The sequence below is a fragment of the Streptomyces toyocaensis genome (assembly GCF_000725125.1).
Lineage (GTDB): Bacteria > Actinomycetota > Actinomycetes > Streptomycetales > Streptomycetaceae > Streptomyces > Streptomyces toyocaensis.
On record NZ_JFCB01000007.1, the window covers coordinates 184,586 to 205,243 of the forward strand.

Sequence of the window (20,658 nt, forward strand, 5' to 3'; positions counted from 1 at the left end):
ACACTACGCGCCACCACTGACAACGCCCCCGGACCGAGGGCGCGCCGGAACCGGCGCCCTCGTCCCACAAGACGCGCGGGCAACCGCTTTCGTTGCCCCGGCGCGGGAAAAACACCCCGAAAGGGGTCTCAGGTGCCGGTGACCACCGCGGCCTGCGGTCGGATCGGCAGCCGGTTCACCGGGCGGCCGGTGGCGGCCCGGACCGCGGACGCGACGGCCGCCGGCGAGGCCACCACCGGCACCGCGCTGACCGCCTTCGCGCCGAACGGCGCGACCACGTCCCGCTCCTCGACCAGCTTCACGATGTGGATGTCCGGCGCGTCCAGCGCGGTCGGCAGGGCGTAGCCGGTCAGGTCGGGGTGGCGGACCAGGCCGCGCGGTGTGCGCAGGTTCTCGGTGAGCGCGGCACCCAGCCCCTGGGTCACACCCGCCTCGATCCGGGCGGCCAGCTGCGCCGGGTTCAGCACCCGGCCCACGTCCTGGGCGACGGCCAGTTCCACGACCCGCACCGAGCCGATCTCGATGTCGACGTCGACCACCGCGCGGATCGCGCAGAAGGACATGCCGACGAAGGCGTCGCCCTGGCCTGACTCGTCCAGCGGCTCCGTCGGGTGCGGGCGGCACTGGGCGGTGGCCCACAGCTCCTTGCCCTCCATCGCCTCGGTGACGGTGGTGGACAGCACGCCGTCGTACGAGGTGATCTTGCCGTCGGTGATCTGGAGCAGCTCGGTGGACATGCCGAACTTGTGCGCGAGCGGCTGGAGGAGCTGGGTGCGGACCATCTTGGCCGCGCGCTCCACGGCGCCGCCCGAGACCCAGGTGTGCCGGCCGCGGCAGCCCGGTCCCGCCGGGGGCTGGTCGGTGTCCACGGGCGCCACGTGCACCTCGTCGACGCCGAGGGTCTCCTGGACGATCTGCCGGGCCAGGGTGGAGAAGCCCTGGCCGGTCTCCACGGCCGCGCACAGCACGGTCGCCACGCCGCCCTGGACCCGCACGGTGGCCGTGGACACCTCGTCCGCGCCCTCCGCGCCGAGCATGTGCACCATGCCGAGACCGTAGCCCACGCCCCGGCGCACCGCGCCCGGTTCGCCCGCGCCCTCGGGGCCGCCGGGCAGCAGCCACTCGTCCTCGGGGGTGTCCTTGGGCAACGGCGGCAGCGGGAAGTCCCTCACCGCCTGGAGGAGTTCGGCGACCGGCGCCGGGCAGGTCACGGTCTGGCCGGTGGGCAGCACGTCGCCCGTCGCCATGACGTTGCGCAGCCGCAGCTCCGCGGGGTCGACCCCGAGCTTCTTGGCCAGCTTGTCCATCTGCGCCTCGTAGGCGGCGCACACCTGCATCGCGCCCTCTCCGCGCACATGGCCGGAGGGCGGGTTGTTGGTGCGTACCGCCCAGCCCTCGATGAAGGCGTTCGGGACGACGTACGGACCGCAGGCGAAGGCGACGGCGGCGGCCAGAGCCTCGGAGGAGGTGTCGGCGTAGGCGCCCGCGTCGAGCAGGATCTGCGCCTCGACCTTGACCAGCCGGCCCTCGGCGTCGGCGTGGTGGCGGTAGCGCAGCAGTGTGGGGTGGCGGTGGGCATGGCCGAGGAAGGACTCCTCGCGCGTGGCGGTGAGCTTCACCGGGCAGCCGGTCCGCAGCGCGAGCAGGCCGAGGGGGAGCTGGAAGCTCTGGTCCTCGCGGTCGGCGGTGGCGCCGGGCACCCCGGTGACGACGATCTTCACCCGGTCGGGTTCCAGGCCGAACGCGGCGGCGGCGGTGTCCCGGTCGCCGTGCGGGTCGGTGGACGCCAGGTACAGCTCGACGCCGCCGTCCGGGCGGGGCACGGCCAGCCCGGCCTCGGCCCCTATGGGGGCGGGGTCCTGACGGCCGATGCGGTACAGGCCCTCGACGACGACGTCGCCGGCCGCCTCGGGGTCGCCGTGGCGCAGCGGGATGTGCCGGATCAGGTTGCCGTCGGGGTGCAGCGGCGCGGCCTCGAACGCCTGCTCGGGGTCGGTCACCGGGTCGAGCACCTCGTACTCGACGATGACGGCGGCGGCGGCCATCCGCGCGGTGTCGGGGTGGTCGGCGGCGACGGCGGCGATGGGCTCGCCGTGGTGGCGCACGACCTCGGAGGCGAAGACCGGGCGGTCGGCCTTGCCGCGGCCGTGCACCGGGGCGCCGGGGACGTCCTCGTGCGTGACGACCGCGCGGACGCCGGGCATCTCACGCGCGTGGGTGGTGTCGATGGAGACGATGCGCGCGTGCGGGTGCGGGGAGCGCAGCACGGCCGCCCACAGCAGGCCCTCGGCCCACAGGTCGGCGGCGTAAGGGAAGGTGCCCTCGGTCTTGGCGCGGGCGTCGGCGGCCGGGAGCGAGGCGCCGAGTCCGTGCGGGAGGGGTTCCGGCTCGGGGGCGGTCCCGTCGGCCTGCGCGGCCTGCACGGTGGCTGCTTCGTTGCTCACGCCTGGCCTCCGTCCTGGCCGTGGGGCCGGTCCTGGGGCTGCTCGAAGGGGCCGGGGCCGCCGAACGCCGTCGGGTTGACGCCACCGGCGCCGGGGCCGGCCTGGTGCGGGATGCGCGGTGTGCCGCTCTCGTCGTCGGCGTCGGACTCGGCGGTCCCGGCGTGCGCCTCGCGTTCGGCGACGACCTCCTTGACCGCGTCCACCACGCCCCGGTAGCCCGAGCAGCGGCACAGGTTGCCGCACAGGGCCTGCCGGGTCTCCAGCTCGGTGGGCGCCGGGTTGCCCTCCAGGAGGTCGTGCACGGTCATCGCCATGCCCGGGACGCAGAAGCCGCACTGCACGACGCCGCACCGCGCGAGCGCCCGCTGCACGTCGGAGGGCCGGCCGTCCTGGGCCAGGCCCTCGACGGTGCGGACCTCGCTGCCGGCCGCGGTGACGGCCGGGACCAGGCACGACGCCACGAGCCGGCCGTCGACCTGCACGTTGCACGCGCCGCACTCGCCCTGCGAGCAGCCGTCCTTGGCACCGGCCAGGCCGAGCCGCTCGCGCAGCACGTAGAGCAGCGACTCGCCGATCCAGGCGTCGGCGACGGGCCGGTCGGTGCCGTTGACGCGGAGCACGTACGAGGCGAGGGGGTGGTCGTCGTGGGGGAAGCCCAGGGTTTCCGGTCGGCCCGGGGGGTCCGGTTCGCCCGACGTGTGCGGTGGCGCCTCGGTGGTCCCGGTGGCGTCCGCGGTCGCGCCGTCGTCGGGGTCCGCCTCGGGGTCCGCCTCGGGGTCCGCCTCGGGGTCCGCCTCCGGCGCGGCCTCCCTGTGGGCCGTGGAGGGTTCCGGCGGGCTCCCGGCGGCCTCAGGAGCGCGGTCGGCACCCGCGGGCTCGACGGAGGACTCACCGGCCCCCGGAGCGGGCTCCACGGCCTCCTGGGGACCGGGGTGCGGGTGCTCGCCCGGTGCGTGCTCCGAAGGCGCGTACCCCCCGGGCTCCTGCTCGCCGGGCTCCTGCTCGCCGGGTCCGGCGGGGGCGCCGCCGGCGGCCTCCGCGCCGGGCTGCCACCGCGGCTCCGCGTAGTCCTCGGCGGGCAACGGCTGGGGGACACCGGACGAGTGACGCCCGGCGTGCGCGTCCCCGTCGTACGGCTCCTGCGGCGCGTGGCCGTCGCCGTGCGGGGGCTGTCCGGGGCTGTGGCCGGGCACGCCGGGCGTCTCCGGCGGGGCGGCGGCGTCCGGGTACCCCTGCGCGGGACCGGCGTACGCGTCCGCCTCGGGCTGCTCGCCGTATCCGCCCGCCGCCGGGTGCTCATCGAACGCGGGCCCGTGGCCCTCGCCGTGCGGCCGCGTTCCCGCGTCCCGCTGCTCCGGTACGGGGCCGTGCTCGCCGCCCCGGTGCTCCGGGTCCTGCGGGACACCGGGCACGCCGGGGCCCCACGGCCGGCCGATGGACTGGGTGCCGGCCCAGGGGGCCGGGGCGCCGCCCGGCAGGGTGGCCGGGGGCGTGCCGCCGCCCCACTGCTCGACGAGGGCGGAGGTGGTGAACTCGCCCGATTCGTCCGGCAGGTCGCCGTCCGCGACGGGGATCGACCACTGGCCGGTGACGTCCTGTCCCGGGGCGGGGTTCTCCGCGGCCGCCTCCCCGAAGTCCCACTGCCCGGTGGCGCCCGGGTGGTACGCGAACCGGTCCCCCGCCGCCCCGTCCGCCGCGGGGGCCTGCGGGTCGTGCCACTGGGCGCCGTCGACGGGCGCGCCGGGGGCCGCCCACGTGCCGGTGGCCGCCGGGTCGGTGCCCGCGGTGGTCGCGGGGGTGACCGTGATCGGCGGCGGGACGTAGCCGTGGCCGGGCGCGGCGAGCGGACTCTCCATGGAGTCCAGCAGGGCGTCGATGCCCCCCTCGGGGAGGTTCACGAAGGCCGTGGCGCCGTCGTCGTAGTCGCCCTGGGGCAGCGGGTCCCAGCGGCTGCCGCCGGGGGGCGTGCCCTCTCCGTGCTGGTCGTCGGTCACGACAGTGCCCTCCCCAGTGCTCGTCGGGCCAGCGCGGCGACGGTGCGCCGCAGGTGCAGTACCGCGGGCGGAAGCGGTGGGACGGTGCCGTCCTCTTCGGGGGCGGCGTCGGGGATGCAGGCCGCGGCGACGTACTCCCCGAACGCGGTCAGTGCCTCGGGCACGATCGCGCGGTTGTTGTCCCAGTCGATGAGCTGCGCGACCCACTGCTCGGCCTCCAGGGGCCTCAGCGGCATCGGCGCGATGGCACCCACCGCGCAGCGCACCCCGCGCCGGGCGGGGTCGAGCACGAGGGCGACGGAGGCGACGGCACGGCCGGGGCCGGTGCGGCCGGTCGCCTTGAGGAAGACCTGCGGGGCGTGCAGCAGCGGCACGCGCACGTAGCCGATGAGTTCACCGGGGCGCAGCAGGTCCATTCCGGCCAGCAGGTGCGACACCGGGACCTCGCGGCGGCCGCCGTCCGGGCCCGCGACGACCAGCGTCGCCTCCAGCGCGGCCAGCACCGGCAGCGCGTCCCCGGTGGGGGCGGCGGAGGCGATGTTGCCGCCGAGGGTGCCCGCGTTGCGGATGTGCGGCGGTCCGGCGGCCCGCGCGGAGGCGGCGAGCGCCGGGATGAGGGCGGCGAAGTCGGGGCGGCCCATGCGCGCGTGGGTGAGACCCGCGCCGAGCAGCGCGTGTCCGTCCAGGTACTGCCAGCCGCGGATCTCGCTGATCCTGCCGAGGCCGACCAGCGCGGCGGGCCTGAGCTGCCCGGAGTTGACGGCGGCCATGAGGTCGGTGCCGCCCGCGACGGGCACGGCGGCGGGCATGGCCGTGAGGGCCGCCACGGCCTCGTCCAGCGTCGTGGGCAGCGTCACGGCCTGCGCCGCCTGCGGTGCGTGCGTGCTCAAAACCGGCTGCCCCTTCCCGCTGCCCCACCTGGTCCCACCTGTGCGCCGTACGGTACGTGCTGACAGGGCGGACGTGGCAACTCTGGCACATCTTGGCAGGCGCCGAAGACGGGGGTCCGCTAGGAGGCATTCACCCACCTCACCCCGGACTTGACCGTTTTCACCCGGCTTCACCGGTGCATCGCGATTGACACTCTTCGGTGGGTCTTGCGCCCTGTCGCCCGGCCTGTTCGGGCCGGGCGGTGGGCAGGGGGCGTGAGGGCTACAGCCGGGGCGGGGGCCCGTCGATCGGGCGTCCCAGCACGCCCGGGCGCCGCTGCCAGGGCAGCGGTCCGGTGGGCGGACGGTAGGCGACGCCGAGGGCGTCGAGACGCCGGTAGTGGGTGGTCATCCGCCGTTCGAAGCCGGCGAAGTCCCGGTCGGCGGGGGCGGGCAGGTCGCTCCAGGCGACCTCGGCGAGCGCGGCGAGCCGGGGGAATGTCTGGTAGTCCACGCGCCCCTGGTCCTCCATCACCTCGGTCCACACGTTGGCCTGGGTCCCCAGCACCCGCGCGGTCTCCCCGGGCGTCAGCTCCGCCGGTACGGGCTCGAACCGGTAGACGTCCTCCAGGGTGCGCACGTACCCGATCGGCACCGGCTCGTCGGGGCCGGCGTCCTGACGGTGGTCCAGGTACACCTGCTGCTCGGGGCACATGACGACGTCGTGCCCCGCCCGGGCGGCGCCGACCCCGCCCGCGTAACCACGCCAGGAGGACACCGCGGCACCGGGGGCAAGGCCGCCCTCCAGGATCTCGTCCCAGCCGATCAGCCGGCGCCCCCGCGCGGCGAGCCAGCCGTCGAAGTGCCCGATGAACCAGGCCTGCAGCGCGTCCTCGCCGGCGAGTCCGAGGTCGCCGATCCGCTTCTGGGCGGTCTTTGACGCGCGCCACTGGTCCTTGAGGCATTCGTCGCCGCCGATGTGCACGAACGGCGAGAACGGGCCGGCGTCCGCGGGGAACAGTTCCAGGACTTCCTCGAGCACCCCTTCGTAGAAGCGCAGAGTGTGGTCCGTGGGGGCAAGTACGTTCGGATTGATCCCCCAGGTGTCCCAGACGGTCAGGGAGGCGGTGTCGACGACGTCGGCGTTGCCGAGTTCGGGATACGCGGCGATGGCAGCCTGTGAGTGCCCGGGTACGTCGATCTCGGGGACGACACTGATATGCCGCTCGGCCGCGTAGGCGACGATCTCGCGGAGGTCGTCCTGGGTGTAGTGACCGCCGTGCGGCCTGTCGTCCCACAAGGGTGAGGCCCGGTGGCCGATTTTCGTCCGGGCGCGCCAGGAGCCGGTCTCGGTGAGCCTCGGATACCTCCGGATCTCGACGCGCCAGCCCTGGTCGTCCGTCAGGTGCAGGTGCAGCACATTGAGTTTGTGGGCCGCCATCAGGTCGATGTAGCGGAGGACGCCGTCCTTGGGCATGAAGTGCCGCGCGACGTCCAGCATCAGCCCCCGCCAGCGGAAGCGGGGGCCGTCCTCGATCGTCACGTGCGGTACGGCCCACACCCGGCCGCGGCCGAGCGTGGCCCTGCGGAACGCGTCCGGGCCGAGGAGCTGCCGCAGCGTCTGGGCGCCCCGGAAGACACCGGCCGCGCTGCCGCCCTCGGCCAGGACGCCGCGGCGGTCGCTGACGAGGCGGTACTCCTCGGGGCCGAGACGGGGGTCGAGCCGGAGCGCGATGCCGTCCCCGGCCGCCTCGTCGTGCTCCCGCCCCTCGCGCAGCGGCAGTCCGGTCGCCTGCCCCAGGACGGTGCGCAGCCAGTGCTCCACACCCTCGGTCCCGTCACCGGCGTACAGCCGCGAGTGCGCCGTCAGCCGCACCTCGCCGGAACCGGCGACCACACTGCGGGGCGCCGGAATCAGATCAGTCACGTCAGTCCTTCACCGCGCCGCCCAGTCCGGAGACCAGGCGCCGCTGCACGAGTACGAAGAAGACCAGTACCGGAATCGTCATCACCGTGGACGCCGCCATGACCCCGCCCCAGTCCGGGTCGTCGGGTTTGTAGAAGACCAGCAGCGCCATCGGCAGGGTGGACTGCGAGATGTCGCTGATGATGAACGACTTGGCGAACAGGAAGTCGTTCCAGGTGGAGATGAAGGAAAACACGCTGGTGGCCACGAGCCCCGGCAGGACGAGCGGGAAAAGGATCTGCCAGAGAAAGCGCGCGCGGCTCGCCCCGTCGATGGCGGCGGCCTCCTCCAGCGCCTGGGGAACGGCCTTCACGAACCCCCTCAGCATCCAGATCGCGAACGGCAGGGAGAACGCGATGTGGGGCAGGATCAGTGACCAGAGCGTGTTCAGCCCGCCGAGGTCCCGCATCGTGAAGAACAGAGGGATCGTCAGCGCCTCCACGGGCACCATCTGGGCCACCAGAAACATGATCAGCACGGTGGTCCGCATACGGAACCGGAAACGCGTCACGGCGGTCGCGGCGAGAAAGGCGATCAGTGCCGAGGCGATCACCACGGCGACGGCGACGACGACGCTGTTGAGGAAGTACCGGCCGAATTCCTGCTGCCCGAACACCCGCCTGAAGGAGTCCAGCGTGGGCGCGAACGTCCACGGACGCGGCTCGGTCGACTCGATCTCCCCGGCCGGTTTGAAGGCGCTCAGCACCATCCAGTACAGCGGGAAGGCCACCACGGCGGCGATCAGCAGCGCCGCCGACTCGGCCGCGAGCCGCCCCGGACGCCGGACGAACCGGCGCACAGGATTCACCCGGGATTTCCCGGCCTGGCGCACAAGACTCACAGTTCCTCCCCCTGCCGGCGCAGCAGCCGCAGGTACACCAGCGTGACGGCGAGCAGGATCAGCAGCATCACCACGCCGATCGCCGCGCCGAGGCTGTACTGCGAGGACGCGAACGCCTGCTGGTAGGCGTAGACGTTCAGGACCAGGTTCTGGCCCGCGATGCCGCCGCCGCCCGTCATGACGTAGATCTGCGTGAACACCTTGAAGTCCCAGATGACGGACTGGATGGTGACGACCACCAGGATCGGCCGCAGCATCGGGACGAGCACGGAACGCCAGACGCGCCACTGCGAGGCCCCGTCCAGGGAGGCGGCCTCCAGCACCTCGGACGGTACGGAGCGGATCCCGGCGTAGACGGTCACCATCACGAACGGGAAGGAGCACCACACCACTTCGAGCAGCACCAGGAAGAAGGCGCTGAACCGGCCGTACGTCCAGGCGTGGTCGCCGAGGCCCAGCACCCGGTTGACCGGCCCGAAGTCGGCGTCGAAGAGGAACAGCCAGACGGTCGACCCGGTGATCGCGGGCGTCGCCCAGGCGCCGAGCGCGGCCAGCATCAGCGCCAGCCGCGGTACGGCCCGCACCCGCGTGAGCAGCACGGCGAGCGCGCAGCCGACGGCCAGCGTGCAGAGGACGCAGGCCGCCGCGAACACCACGGTGGCCAGCAGCACCTGCCAGAACTGCTCGTCGCCGAAGAGCTCGGCGTAGTTGCCGAACCCCTCGAAGGTGGTCGGCTCCCCGCCACTGACCTGCGCCTGGGTGTAGTGGAAGAGCGAGATCAGCCCGAGCTGGTAGATCGGGTAGGCCAGCAGCCCTCCGAGGACGACCAGCGCCGGCGCCAGATACAGCCAAGGGGTACGAGAACCCCCCCAGGGGCGCGGGGAACTGCGCGAGAAACCACGACCGACCCGCACCCGTCCGCGCTCCACAGCCCTCGAGCTCATGGGCGAAGTCATCCGACGGAGCCAAACGCCTCGTTCATCTTCTTCGCCGCGTCCGCCGAGGCGGCGGCCACGCTCTTCTTGCCGGAGACGATCTCCTGGAACATCGTCGGCAGCACCAGCGACGCGTCGATCCGCGCCCACGCCGGGGACGCCGGCACGAACTTCGTGTCGGCGGCGAGCGTCTCGACGAACGGCTTCACGAAGGTCTCCTTCGCGGCCACCTGCTCCCGCACGTCGGAGAAGGTGGGCAGGAAGCCCATGCCGTCGAAGAGGGCGCCCTGGGCCTTCTTCGAGGCGAGCCGCTTCATCAGGTCGACGGCCAGGGTGCGGTGCGAGGTGGACTTCAGCACGCCGAGGTTGTTGCCCCCGGCGAAGGCGGGGGCGATGGAGCCGGCCTCGACGCCCGGCAGCGGCACGACGGCGTACTTGCCCTTGACCTTCCCGGCCTCCACGGCCGCGTGGCTGAAGTCGCCGCCGATCGCCATGGCCGCCTTGCCCGAGGCGAAGGCGGTCACCGTGTCGTTGCCGCCCATGCCGGCGCACTTGGCGGCCGGGCAGTTGTCGTCGCCGAACAGCGAGGTGTAGGCCTCGATGCCCTCGCGGGCGTCGGCGCTGTCGATGGCGGAGGCGTACGAGCCCCCCTTGCCGGTGGCGAGTTCGCCTCCATGGGCCCAGATGAACGGCATCGCGCCGTAGGTGTAGGCGCCGCCGACCGCGATGCCGTACATCTCCGGTCTGGCGGCGCGGATCTCCTTGGCGGTGGAGATCAGTTCGGCCTGGGTCTTCGGGACGTCGAGGCCGAGCTCGTCGAAGACGTCGGTGCGGTAGTACAGCGCGCGGACACCGACGAAGTACGGGGTTCCGTAGACCTTTCCGTCGACGGTGACCGACTGCCTGGCGGTGGGGTCGGTGTCCTTGGCCTCGTCCCAGGCGCCGAACTCCTCGGTGACGTCGGCGAGTCCGCCGTCCTTCACATAGCCGGCGGTGTCGGTGTTGCCGTACTCGATGAGGTCGGGGGCGGAGCCCGGGTCGTTGAAGGCGGCCTTGATGCGCTGGGCGCGGGTCTCGACGGGTATGTACTCGACGGTGACCTCGGTGCCCGGGTGCGCCTTCTCGAACTCCGCGAGGACGGAGTCGACGGCCTCTTCCTTGGGCCGGTTGTTGACCTCCTGGAAGAGCCAGACGCGCAGGGTGCCGGTCTTCTCGTCCTTGTCGGAGGCGGAGTTGCCGGAGGTCTGGGGCGCGCAGGCGGCGGTGGCGAGGACGGCCGCGACGGCGACCAGGCGGGCGGACAGCTTCATGGAGTTGCTCCTCCGAACGCGTTGCACCATATGCAATAGCGGTTTCGCTGTGCACAACACCCCGGAGGCTAGGGACTGGGTGAACCGCACGACAAGAGGTCTCAACCACTCTGTGACCGGCGGACGCACCCTGCGCAACGCGCGAACAGCACAAAGGCCCCCGGGGCGCACAAAGCGCACCCCGGGGGCCTCGCGAGGAGCCGACCGGCGGAGGAAGAAAGAGGGCTACTTGTCGCCCTTGCCCTTGCCGTTGTCGTCGCCGCCGGCACCCATGGACTCGTAGATCTCCTTGCACATGGGGCAGACCGGGTACTTCTTCGGGTCGCGGCCGGGCACCCAGACCTTGCCGCACAGCGCCACTACGGGAGTGCCGTCGAGGGCACTCGCCATGATCTTGTCCTTCTGGACGTAGTGGGCGAAGCGCTCGTGGTCTCCGTCGCCGTGGGAGGTCTGCGGCGTCGGCTCGACGAGGGTCCCCGTACCTGTCCCGCGCTCGGGCTCAAGAGTGCTCATAACAGCCAAGGGTACTGAAGCTCACAGCCATCAGTTGAGCGAAGGGTCGTCCGGATACGTGGCCACCATCGCCAGCTCGTTGCGCTGGCGGCGCAGCACCTCGCGCCACAGTCGCTCCGGGACCGGGGAGGAGACGTCACCGGGCTCGGACTCCACGACGTACCAGGCGCCGTCCACCAGCTCGTCCTCCAGCTGGCCCGGGCCCCACCCGGCGTAACCGGCGAAGATGCGCAGGGAGCCGAGGACGGAGGCGAGCAGCTCCGGCGGCGCCTCCAGGTCGACCAGACCGATCGCGCCGTGCACCCTCCGCCAGCCCAGCGGCGCGGTCTCCCCGGCCGCCCCGCCCGGGACGACGGCGACACCGAGCGCCGAGTCCAGCGACACCGGGCCGCCCTGGAAGACGACACCGGGTTCGCCGGCCAGGTCCGCCCAGCCCTCCAGGATGTCGCCCACGTCCACCGGGGTCGGACGGTTGAGGACGACACCGAGGGAGCCCTCCTCGTCGTGGTCGAGGAGGAGCACCACCGCGCGGTCGAAGTTCGGGTCCGCCAGAGCGGGAGTGGCCACGAGCAGCCGCCCTGTGAGCGAGGACACCTCGGTCATGCCAGACATGATCCCGCATCTTCCGTCCGCAGGGGGAGGCAATGGGGGTACGGGAGTGAACGCGGCCATGAATCGAAAGGAGCCGCCTGGTAGGGCGTCGTTCAAGGGGGGTGGTGGGAGACGGGAGGGGCCGACCGGTGCACGCCCGGCGCGCAGGGGGTCGCGGTGACCGCTCGTGGCCGCCGGCAAACCGTTCGTGTTATGACGGGCCCATGACGCCTTCCGGGGCTCCCGGGGCTTACGGAAGGAGGGCCGAGGGCGATTACGCTTGCCTCTCCGGCCCCTGCCCCACTCCACGGAACGCGAGATTCATGACCGTCAACGACGATGTCCTGCTTGTCCACGGCGGAACCCCGCTGGAGGGCGAGATCCGTGTCCGCGGTGCGAAGAACCTCGTACCGAAGGCCATGGTCGCCGCGCTGCTGGGCAGCGCACCCAGCCGCCTGCGCAACGTCCCGGACATCCGCGACGTCCGGGTCGTACGGGGTCTGCTGCAGTTGCACGGCGTGACGGTCCGCCCGGGTGAGGAACCGGGCGAGCTGGTGCTCGATCCCACCCACGTGGAGAGCGCCAACGTCGCTGACATCGATGCCCACGCCGGTTCCTCGCGGATCCCGATCCTGTTCTGCGGCCCGCTGCTGCACCGGCTCGGGCACGCGTTCATCCCGGGCCTCGGCGGCTGCGACATCGGTGGCCGGCCCATCGACTTCCACTTCGACGTGCTGCGGCAGTTCGGCGCGACCATCGAGAAGCGGGCGGACGGCCAGTACCTGGAGGCCCCGCAGCGGCTGCGCGGCACCAAGATCCGGCTGCCGTACCCGTCCGTCGGCACCACCGAGCAGGTGCTGCTCACGGCGGTCCTCGCGGAGGGCGTCACCGAGCTGTCCAACGCGGCGGTGGAGCCGGAGATCGAGGACCTGATCTGCGTCCTGCAGAAAATGGGCGCGATCATCGCGATGGACACCGACCGGACGATCCGCATCACCGGTGTGGAGAGACTCGGCGGCTACACCCACCGCGCCCTCCCCGACCGGCTGGAGGCCGCCTCCTGGGCGTCCGCCGCGCTGGCGACCGAGGGCAACATCTACGTCCACGGCGCCCAGCAGCGCTCGATGATGACGTTCCTCAACACGTACCGGAAGGTCGGCGGCGCCTTCGAGATCGACGACGAGGGCATCCGCTTCTGGCACCCCGGCGGGCAGTTGAAGTCCATCGCGCTGGAGACCGATGTGCACCCCGGTTTCCAGACCGACTGGCAGCAGCCGCTGGTGGTCGCGCTCACCCAGGCGACGGGCCTGTCCATCATCCACGAGACGGTCTACGAGTCCCGCCTCGGGTTCACCTCCGCGCTGAACCAGATGGGCGCGCACATCCAGCTCTACCGCGAGTGCCTGGGCGGCTCCGACTGCCGCTTCGGCCAGCGGAACTTCCTGCACTCGGCGGTCGTCTCGGGACCGACCCGGCTGCAGGGCGCCGACCTGGTCATCCCGGACCTGCGCGGCGGCTTCTCGTACCTCATCGCCGCCCTCGCCGCCCAGGGTCCCTCCCGCGTCCACGGCATCGGCCTGATCAACCGCGGCTACGAGAACTTCATGGAGAAGCTGGTGGAGCTGGGCGCGAAGGCGGAACTCCCCGGCAAGGCCCTCGCCTGACCCCACACACCGCCCCCACCCCGCCCCGGGCCACCCCGCCCCGGCCGGGGGCCCGGGGGTCGCCCCCGGGACGACACAGCATGGAGAAGCTGGTCGAGCTGGGCGCGAAGGCGGAACTCCCCGGCAAGGCCCTCGCCCGACCCCCCACACCGCCCCCACCCCGCCCCGGGCCACCCCGCCCCGGCCGGGGGTCCGGGGGTCGCCCCCGGGGCCTGTCGCAGCGACGCCGATGGGGCGGTCACCCTGATCCGGGTGACCGCCCCATCGGCGTGAGTGGACGCGCCCCTGAAGGGCGCGGGACTGCGGACGTGTCGCGCGAGCGCGACCGGCCACGGCCGACCCGCAGCCGCCCCCGGCGCCAAGCCCGGGCGGCGCTTGCGCGTCCTTACTTGCCCTTCGCCGCTTCCTTCAGCTTCGAGCCCGCGGAGACCTTCACGCTGTAGCCGGCCGGGATCTGGATCGGCTCACCGGTCTGCGGGTTGCGTGCGGTCCGAGCGGCCCGGTGGGTGCGCTCGAAGGTCAGGAAGCCGGGGACGGTGACCTTCTCGTCGCCCTTGGAGACGATGTCGCCGACAACCTCGGCGAACGCGGCCAGCACGGCGTCGGCGTCCTTGCGGGTCACCTCGGCGCGGTCGGCCAGCGCGGCCACCAGCTCACTGCGGTTCATGTTCTTACTCCCGTGTTCTTCTTGCCGTTGAGGCGTGCCACGCGGCGGAGCCGCATGTCGGGCACGGCGAAGCCGATGCTGCCAGGTTCCTCGGTGAGTCCCCGGACCCGGGTCCGTCGTCAGACCCTCGCGCCCAGGGACGCATCCTGCCTCTACCTGCGGCGGTAAAGCCAATCCGGCACCCCCGGGACGTCGTGAGAACACCCGAGGGAGTCACATGACGAGCGCCACGGCCGAGATGCGGTGACACTCCGTCCGCTTCCGGCAGCGGACAGCAGGGGCCGGAGCCCGGGTCTGGCCGCCACCCTAGAGGGCCGCCCGGACCTACGGGTTCCACGACGCGCCGATTCAAACCCGGCCGTGGCGATCCTCACAGCCCCCGTACCGCCGGTGTCTACGCCCCCGCGGCCTTCGCCGCCTCGCGCACCGCGCCGGCCACCGCGCCCGCGACCTTGTCGTTGAACACGCTGGGGATGATGTAGTTCGGGTTGAGCTCGTCCTCGGTCACCACGTCGGCCAGCGCCTTCGCGGCGGCCAGCATCATCTCGGTGTTGACGGTGCGGGACTGGGCGTCCAGCAGACCGCGGAAGACACCCGGGAACACCAGCACGTTGTTGATCTGGTTGGGGAAGTCGGAGCGGCCGGTGGCCACGACGGCCGCCGTCTGGCGGGCGATTGCCGGTTCGACCTCGGGGTCGGGGTTCGCGAGCGCGAACACGATCGCTCCCTCGGCCATCGCGGCGACGTCCTCGCCGTCGAGCACGTTCGGGGCGGAGACGCCGATGAAGACGTCCGCGCCGCGCACGGCCTCCTTCAGGGTGCCGGTGAGGTTCTCGGGGTTGGTGTTGTCGGCGATCCAGCACAGGGCGGAACCGGGGGTGGCGTCCACCAGGTCCTCACGGCCCGCGTGGACCACTCCGTGGATGTCGGCCACCACGGCGTTCTTCACGCCCGCGGCGATCAGCAGCTTCAGGATGGCCGTACCGGCGGCGCCGGCACCGGACATCACGACGCGGATGGTGTCGATCGACTTGCCGGTGACCCGCAGCGCGTTGGTCAGCGCGGCCAGCACGACGATCGCGGTGCCGTGCTGGTCGTCGTGGAAGACGGGGATGTCGAGGGCCTCGCGCAGCCGGGCCTCGATCTCGAAGCAGCGCGGCGCGGAGATGTCCTCCAGGTTGATGCCGGCGAAGCCCGGGGCGATCGCCTTGACGATCTCGACGATCGCGTCGGTGTCCTGGGTGTCGAGGCAGAGCGGCCAGGCGTCGATGCCGGCGAAGCGCTTGAACAGGGCGGCCTTGCCCTCCATGACCGGCAGAGCGGCCTTGGGGCCGATGTTGCCCAGGCCCAGCACGGCGGAGCCGTCGGTCACGACCGCAACGGAGTTGCGCTTGATGGTGAGGCGGCGGGCGTCCTCGGGGTTCTCGGCGATCGCCATGCAGACGCGGGCCACACCCGGCGTGTAGACCATGGAGAGGTCGTCACGGTTGCGGATGGGGTGCTTCGACGCCATCTCGATCTTGCCGCCCAGGTGCATCAGGAAGGTACGGTCGGAGACCTTGCCCAGGGTGACGCCCTCGATGCCGCGCAGCTGCTCGACGATCTCGTCGGCGTGGGCGGTGGAGGTGGCCGCGATGGTGACGTCGATGCGGAGCCGCTCGTGGCCGGACGCCGTGACGTCGAGGCCGGTCACCGAGCCTCCGTGGGACTCGACGGCCCCGGTGAGCTGGGAGACCGCGGTTCCGCCTGCGGGCACCTCCAGCCGGATGGTCATCGAGTAGGAGACGCTGGGCGCCGTTGCCATGGCGGACTTCCTCTGCTTTCACCGTGTCGCGAATCGTGCCGTCCGATCGTCGCACCTACCCCTGAGTACGTGGTAGCCGCCTTGGATTGCGGACGTTTTGTTCACCGGCATGTGGCGTATCCGGAAAACAGTTTTCACCATACGAGAGTTGATGACCTGAGAGGTGGTCGGACGACGAAAGAGGCCCACGTCACTGCGGGGTGACGTGGGCCTCTCGCACGCTGATGACACCGACCCGCCATGCTCGCCTCGCGGCAAGTGGTCGCTCGTAGCGACGAAGGTTGGGCCCGGGGGCTTGGATCGGGCCGGTGCCACACCCAGGCTAACAAACGGATGCCGGATGGCCATTCCCGTGGCACAGGCGCTTTCCCGGCTTCAGTCCCTCAGCAGATCGGGCACCCCGTCCGCGTCCGGTTCGTCGCGGTCCGCCGAGACCACCGTCAGCTGCTGGGTGGCCCGGGTCAGGGCGACGTACAGGACTCGCAGACCGGCGGGGGACTCGTCGGCGATCTCCGCCGGGGAGACGACGACCGTCGCGTCGTACTCCAGGCCCTTGGCCTCCAGGCTGCCGAGCGCCACCACCTGGTCGCCCAGCCCGTCGAGCCAGCGCCGGGCCTCCTCGCGGCGCTGCATGGCGACGACCACGCCGACGGTGCCGTCCACGCGCTCCAGCAGCCGGGCCGCCTCCGCGCGCACGGTCTCGCCCAGCGGGCCCCCCGCGACGGCGAAGCGCGGCTCGACGCCGGTGGAGCGCACCGCCCTCGGCGCCTCGGAGCCGGGCATGGCCAGGGCGAGCACCCTCGACGCCAGTCCGGCGATCTCCGCGGGGTTGCGGTAGTTCACCGTGAGCTCGAAGCGGCGGCGCGGGCGGGTGCCGAGGGCCTCGTCGCGGGCCCGGGCGGCCTCGTCGGGGTCGGACCAGGACGACTGGGCCGGGTCACCGACGACCGTCCAGGTCGCGTGCCGGCCGCGGCGGCCGACCATGCGCCACTGCATCGGCGTGAGGTCCTGCGCCTCGTCGACGATGACGTGCGCGTACTCGACGCGCTCCTGGGCGAGCCGCTCGGCCCGCTCCCGCTGGGTCTCCTCGCGTACCGGCATCAGCTCCTCCAGGCCGGTGAGCTGGTCCAGCGGGTCGATCTCGCGCTTCTTGCGGGGACGGGCCGGAGCACCGAGGACGGCCTGCAGCTCGTCGAGCACCGCGATGTCGTGCACGGAGTGGCCGTCCCGCTTCAGCGAGCGGGCGACCCTGCGGACCTCGCCCGGATTGAGGACGCGGCGGGCCCAGCGGCCCAGTCGCTTCTCGTCGGCCATGGCGTCCAGCACGGCGGCCGGGGTCAGCTCCGGCCACCAGGCGTCGAGGAAGGCGGTGAAGTCGTCCTCGGAGGTGACGTCCTCGTCGAAGGAGGAACGCAGCTCGGCGGCCAGCTCCGGGTCGGTGTGCCGGGCCGCGGCACCGGAGCGCTCCCACAGGGCGTCGAGGAGCAGCTTGCGGGCGCGGGGACGCAGGAGGTTGACCGGGGCGGTGCCGCCGAGGGCCGTGCGGCGGATGTCCGCCAGCTCCTCCGCGTCCAGTTCCAGGCGCCGGCCGAAGGCGACGACGCGCAGCCGCCGCGGTGCGTCGTGTCGCTCCAGTGCTCCGCGTGCGGCCTTCCGCAGCACCTTGAGCATGCGGTACGAGCCCTTGACCCGGGCCACCGGTGGGGAGTCGTACAGCGTGGCCTCGGCGCCGTCGACCAGGGAGCCGATGGCGCGGATGGCGACCTGGCCCTCCTCACCGAGGGAGGGCAGCACGCCCTCGGTGTAGGCGACGAGGAGCGGGGTGGGCGAGACGATCAGGATGCCGCCCGCGTACCGGCGCCGGTCCTGGTAGAGGAGGTAGGCCGCGCGGTGCAGGGCGACGGCGGTCTTGCCGGTTCCGGGGCCGCCCTCGACGTAGGTCACGGAGGCCGCGGGGGCCCGGATCACCAGGTCCTGCTCGGCCTGGATGGACGCGACGATGTCCCGCATGGTGTGGGTACGGGCCTGGCCGAGCGCGGCCATCAGGGCCCCGTCGCCGATCACCGGCAGCTCGCGCCCGTCCAGGGACGCCCTCAGCTCGGGGCGCATCAGGTCGTCCTCGACGCTCTGCACACGGCGGCCCTTGGAGCGGATCACGCGGCGCCGCACGACCCGGCCGGGGTCGACCGGGGTGGAGCGGTAGAAGGGAGCGGCCGCGGGGGCCCGCCAGTCGATGACCAGCGGGGCGTACTCCTCGTCGAGGACGCCGATCCGGCCGATGTGCAGGGTCTCGGCGATGTCGGCCGTGCTGTCGGGCCGGATGGCCCCCTCGGCGGGCTCGACGGCGGTGTACGCGCCGTCGGGGCCCTTCTTGCCGTCTTTGCCGAGCAGCAGGTCGATCCTGCCGAAGAGGAAGTCCTCGTACTCGTTGTTCAGCCGGTTGAGGTGGATGCCGGCCCGGAAGACCTGGGCGTCCCGCTCGGCGAGGGCGCCGGGCGTGCCGACGTGGCCGCGCCGGGCGGCGTCGCGCATGAGGAACTCCGCCTCGTGGATCTTCTCCTCTAGGCGCCGGTACACCCGGTCCAGGTGTTCCTGTTCGACGCGGATCTCCCGGTCCCGAACGGAGTCGTGAACCGGTTCGACCGCGGATTCCTGCTGAGCCTGAGCGGCCACCGGGCCCCCTTCTGACGTGCTGGGCAGCCGTCAACCGTACGCGAAGGGGACCCCGGAAGGCTACGCGTCGAGCTCGACGAGGATCTTGCCGTCGAAGTCGATGACCTGGAAGTGGTCGATCTCGTTCGGCTGGAAGGCGGCGCCGCCCTGGACGTACAGCGGCTGCTTGGCCTTGTCCGACTTCGCCTCCGGCATGCCGTAGCCCTCGCCGGGGACCGACCAGGAGTTCACCGTCTCGCGCTCGCCGTTCTTGCCGACGGCGATCAGCGAGCACTTCTGCTCGCCCTTGACGTTCTTCAGCTCCGTGACGATCTCGGTGCCCCAGAGCTTCTTCTCCAGGGCCACGGTCGCGGTCACCCCGGTGCCGGGATCGGTCGCCATGATCTTGTCGGAGCTCTTGTCGAAGGCGTCCTTCGCGGGGTTGGCCGCGAGCGTCCGGTTGGTACCGCTCCCGCCGCTCCCGTCGTCGCCCCCGCCGCTCGCCGCCACGGCCACGAACGGACCGCTGACGATCAGCGCGCCCGCGGCGGCCACCATGTAGAAGTTGCGGCGGCGCTTGCGCGCGCGGCGCTCGGCGACCTCGTCGACCAGCTTCTCGACCACGCGCGGAGAGGGCTTGGCGGACAGCGACTCGCCCAGCGCGGGCGTCCCCGTGCCGGGCAGATCCGCGAGCGCGGCCAGCATCGGTTCCATTCCGGCGAGTTCGTCGAGCTGCTGGGCGCACCACTCGCAGGACGCGAGGTGCGCCTCGAAGGCGGTCGCTTCGGCGTCGTCGAGGATGCCGAGGGCATAGGCGCCGACGGTCTCGTGCTCGTTCGGCACCGGTGATCCCTCCATGGCACCAGACATACCCGTACCGCCCGTGCCGAATCCCTGGTCTCCCCCGTACACACTCATCACGCCGTCACCCCCCGCTCCTCCAGAGCCAGCTTCATCGACCGCAGGGCGTAGAACACACGGGAACGGACGGTGCCGCTCGGTATGCCGAGTGTCTGTGCCGCCTCGTTGACGGTACGCCCCTTGAAGTACGTCTCGACGAGGACCTCCCGGTGGGCCGGGGTCAGGTCGTCGAGCGCGTCCGACAGCGTCATCAGCCACAGCGCCTTGTCGATCTCGTCCTCCGCGGGGATGACCTCCAGCGGCGACGGATCGACCTCCTGCGGCCGGGCCTGCCGGCTGCGGTGGCCGTCGATGACGATGCGCCGGGCGACCGTCACCAGCCAGGGGCGTACCGAACCGGTCGCCCGATTGAGCTGACCGGCGTTCTTCCAGGCACGGATGAGCGTCTCCTGCACGACGTCCTCGGCGCGCTGCCGGTCTCCGGCGACCAGCCTCAGGACGTAGGCCAGCAGAGGCCCGGCGTGTTCGCGATACAGCGCACGCATCAGCTCCTCGTCAGGTTCCGAGGGCTGTGAGGACATGCGATGTCGGGCCCTCGATCCACGTTCATTGGCCACGGCCGCATCCTTGCGCACGCCCACCTCCGGTGTCCGGGGGTTCCCCCAGTCGGTCGCTCGACAACCGGTACGGACGGCGGGGGGCCGGTGTTCAAGAAGAGACGACAGTTTTCTTCGGCCCGAGGCGACGACCGGGACATGAGGTCACATTCCCCCCGCCACTTCTTTACATTTCCGACACGGCGGCGAGGAAGGCCCTTCCGGCCGCGCCGCGCGAGAAGTGAACAAGGGTGTGACGGACGCCACTTCGGCGATGCCCCGCCGAGGCGGCTGCCGGAGGCCGCGCACGGGCACGGCGGTTGAGCCGGGCCCTGACCTCAGGCGCGGGTCAGGGCCGCGCGGCGGCGGTGGCGGGCCACGCGTTCCCGGTTGCCGCAGACCTCGCTCGAGCACCAGCGCCGCCTGCGCCCCCGGGACGTGTCGACGTACACGATCGGGCAGTTGTCGCCCTCGCACTGCCTGAGGCTCGCGCGGACGGCGGGGTCGGTGAGCAGCTCCACCGCGTCCCGCGCGACCGCCGCGAGAGTTGCGTCCCGGCCGGGCGGCCCGTCGAGCCGGCGTACCAGCGCGCCGTCCTCACCGGGCACCGCGCGGGGTGCCGGGGGCGCGGCGCGGGCGCACTCGTTCACCCGGGCGAGCGCGTGGTCGTACGAGGGGACGCCGGGCGCCGTACGGCCGCGCAGCAACGGGGCGAGCTGTCCGCGCAGTTCGCGGAAGGCCACCAGCCAGGAGGTGTCCGCGTGCGCCAGCGGGGTGTCCCCGGGCACGAGGCCGGAGCCGATGATCCAGGCGCGCAGCACCGCCACGGAGTCGAGCCGTTCCTCGGGGTGGGTGGTCGCGAGCAGATCCAGACAGACCCGCCCGGTGTCGAACCTCAGCTCGTAGGACGCCGTGACCGTACCCAGTGCCATGTTCCTGCCACCGCCTAGG

At 72.4% G+C, this 20,658-nt stretch carries 16 protein-coding genes; 1 reads left to right on the forward strand and 15 read right to left on the reverse strand.

Annotated elements, in window-relative coordinates; all coding sequences use genetic code 11:
• Positions 1-128: 128 nt before the first annotated feature.
• The 9 genes from BU52_RS11070 to BU52_RS11110 all read right to left on the reverse strand — a co-directional run bounded on the left by BU52_RS11070 (position 129) and on the right by BU52_RS11110 (position 11,475).
• Positions 129-2,444 (reverse strand): xanthine dehydrogenase family protein molybdopterin-binding subunit, encoded by a 2,316-nt coding sequence (locus tag BU52_RS11070; protein ID WP_037932043.1) that lies wholly within the window; start codon positions 2,442-2,444, stop codon positions 129-131.
• Positions 2,441-4,438, reverse strand: coding sequence for a 2Fe-2S iron-sulfur cluster-binding protein (locus BU52_RS11075; RefSeq protein ID WP_037932046.1), 1,998 nt, complete (start codon positions 4,436-4,438; stop codon positions 2,441-2,443). Before BU52_RS11075 ends, BU52_RS11070 begins: the two co-directional genes overlap by 4 nt.
• Positions 4,435-5,328 carry an FAD binding domain-containing protein gene (locus tag BU52_RS11080; protein ID WP_037932049.1) on the reverse strand — a complete coding sequence of 298 codons (894 nt, stop codon included), beginning with the start codon at positions 5,326-5,328 and terminating at the stop codon, positions 4,435-4,437. The genes BU52_RS11075 and BU52_RS11080 overlap by 4 nt, the downstream gene beginning before the upstream one ends.
• Positions 5,329-5,590: 262 nt before the next feature.
• Complete coding sequence (locus BU52_RS11085; protein ID WP_037932052.1) at positions 5,591-7,234, reverse strand: beta-N-acetylhexosaminidase; 1,644 nt, start codon at positions 7,232-7,234, stop codon at positions 5,591-5,593.
• Between the two features lies 1 nt (position 7,235).
• Positions 7,236-8,081: a carbohydrate ABC transporter permease gene (locus tag BU52_RS11090; RefSeq protein ID WP_037932054.1), complete on the reverse strand. Its 846-nt coding sequence runs from the start codon at positions 8,079-8,081 to the stop codon at positions 7,236-7,238.
• Between the two features lie 29 nt (positions 8,082-8,110).
• Positions 8,111-9,058 (reverse strand): carbohydrate ABC transporter permease, encoded by a 948-nt coding sequence (locus tag BU52_RS11095; RefSeq protein WP_107061137.1) that lies wholly within the window; start codon positions 9,056-9,058, stop codon positions 8,111-8,113.
• An 8-nt stretch (positions 9,059-9,066) separates the two neighbouring features.
• Positions 9,067-10,359, reverse strand: a complete 1,293-nt coding sequence (locus BU52_RS11100; RefSeq protein WP_037932059.1) for an extracellular solute-binding protein — start codon at positions 10,357-10,359, stop codon at positions 9,067-9,069.
• 225 nt (positions 10,360-10,584) lie between these two features.
• Positions 10,585-10,872: a DUF3039 domain-containing protein gene (locus BU52_RS11105; RefSeq protein ID WP_037932061.1), complete on the reverse strand. Its 288-nt coding sequence runs from the start codon at positions 10,870-10,872 to the stop codon at positions 10,585-10,587.
• A 30-nt stretch (positions 10,873-10,902) separates the two neighbouring features.
• Positions 10,903-11,475 carry a YqgE/AlgH family protein gene (locus BU52_RS11110; RefSeq protein WP_037932064.1) on the reverse strand — a complete coding sequence of 191 codons (573 nt, stop codon included), beginning with the start codon at positions 11,473-11,475 and terminating at the stop codon, positions 10,903-10,905.
• A gap of 311 nt (positions 11,476-11,786) precedes the next feature.
• On the opposite strand from BU52_RS11110, the gene murA reads away from it, so the two are divergent.
• The gene (murA, locus tag BU52_RS11115) at positions 11,787-13,127 is read left to right on the forward strand and encodes a UDP-N-acetylglucosamine 1-carboxyvinyltransferase (protein WP_037932067.1); all 1,341 of its coding nucleotides are present in this window, start codon (positions 11,787-11,789) and stop codon (positions 13,125-13,127) included.
• Between the two features lie 385 nt (positions 13,128-13,512).
• Here the strand turns inward: murA and BU52_RS11120 are convergent, their stop codons facing one another.
• From BU52_RS11120 to BU52_RS11145, 6 genes are all read right to left on the reverse strand, one after another.
• Positions 13,513-13,794, reverse strand: a complete 282-nt coding sequence (locus BU52_RS11120) for an HU family DNA-binding protein (protein WP_004987462.1) — start codon at positions 13,792-13,794, stop codon at positions 13,513-13,515.
• 394 nt (positions 13,795-14,188) lie between these two features.
• Complete coding sequence (locus BU52_RS11125) at positions 14,189-15,598, reverse strand: NAD-dependent malic enzyme (RefSeq protein ID WP_037932070.1); 1,410 nt, start codon at positions 15,596-15,598, stop codon at positions 14,189-14,191.
• Between the two features lie 375 nt (positions 15,599-15,973).
• Entirely contained in the window at positions 15,974-18,271 is a 2,298-nt protein-coding gene (locus tag BU52_RS11130; RefSeq protein ID WP_037932073.1) for a HelD family protein, read from the reverse strand.
• Positions 18,272-18,331: 60 nt separating this feature from the next.
• Positions 18,332-19,093: a zf-HC2 domain-containing protein gene (locus BU52_RS11135; RefSeq protein ID WP_078903199.1), complete on the reverse strand. Its 762-nt coding sequence runs from the start codon at positions 19,091-19,093 to the stop codon at positions 18,332-18,334.
• Between the two features lie 74 nt (positions 19,094-19,167).
• Positions 19,168-19,752 carry a sigma-70 family RNA polymerase sigma factor gene (locus tag BU52_RS11140; protein ID WP_037932079.1) on the reverse strand — a complete coding sequence of 195 codons (585 nt, stop codon included), beginning with the start codon at positions 19,750-19,752 and terminating at the stop codon, positions 19,168-19,170.
• Between the two features lie 293 nt (positions 19,753-20,045).
• Positions 20,046-20,639 carry a CGNR zinc finger domain-containing protein gene (locus BU52_RS11145; protein ID WP_037932082.1) on the reverse strand — a complete coding sequence of 198 codons (594 nt, stop codon included), beginning with the start codon at positions 20,637-20,639 and terminating at the stop codon, positions 20,046-20,048.
• Positions 20,640-20,658 lie beyond the last annotated feature (19 nt).

Bases quoted from the DNA above. Each gene is read 5' to 3' on its own strand.
- BU52_RS11120 (WP_004987462.1), bottom strand. From the start codon at position 13,794: ATGAACCGCAGTGAGCTGGTGGCCGCGCTGGCCGACCGCGCCGAGGTG.
- BU52_RS11125 (WP_037932070.1), bottom strand. From the start codon at position 15,598: ATGGCAACGGCGCCCAGCGTCTCCTACTCGATGACCATCCGGCTGGAG.
- BU52_RS11095 (WP_107061137.1), bottom strand. From the start codon at position 9,058: ATGAGCTCGAGGGCTGTGGAGCGCGGACGGGTGCGGGTCGGTCGTGGT.
- BU52_RS11100 (WP_037932059.1), bottom strand. From the start codon at position 10,359: ATGAAGCTGTCCGCCCGCCTGGTCGCCGTCGCGGCCGTCCTCGCCACC.
- BU52_RS11110 (WP_037932064.1), bottom strand. From the start codon at position 11,475: ATGACCGAGGTGTCCTCGCTCACAGGGCGGCTGCTCGTGGCCACTCCC.
- murA (WP_037932067.1), top strand. From the start codon at position 11,787: ATGACCGTCAACGACGATGTCCTGCTTGTCCACGGCGGAACCCCGCTG.
- BU52_RS11145 (WP_037932082.1), bottom strand. From the start codon at position 20,639: ATGGCACTGGGTACGGTCACGGCGTCCTACGAGCTGAGGTTCGACACC.
- BU52_RS11105 (WP_037932061.1), bottom strand. From the start codon at position 10,872: ATGAGCACTCTTGAGCCCGAGCGCGGGACAGGTACGGGGACCCTCGTC.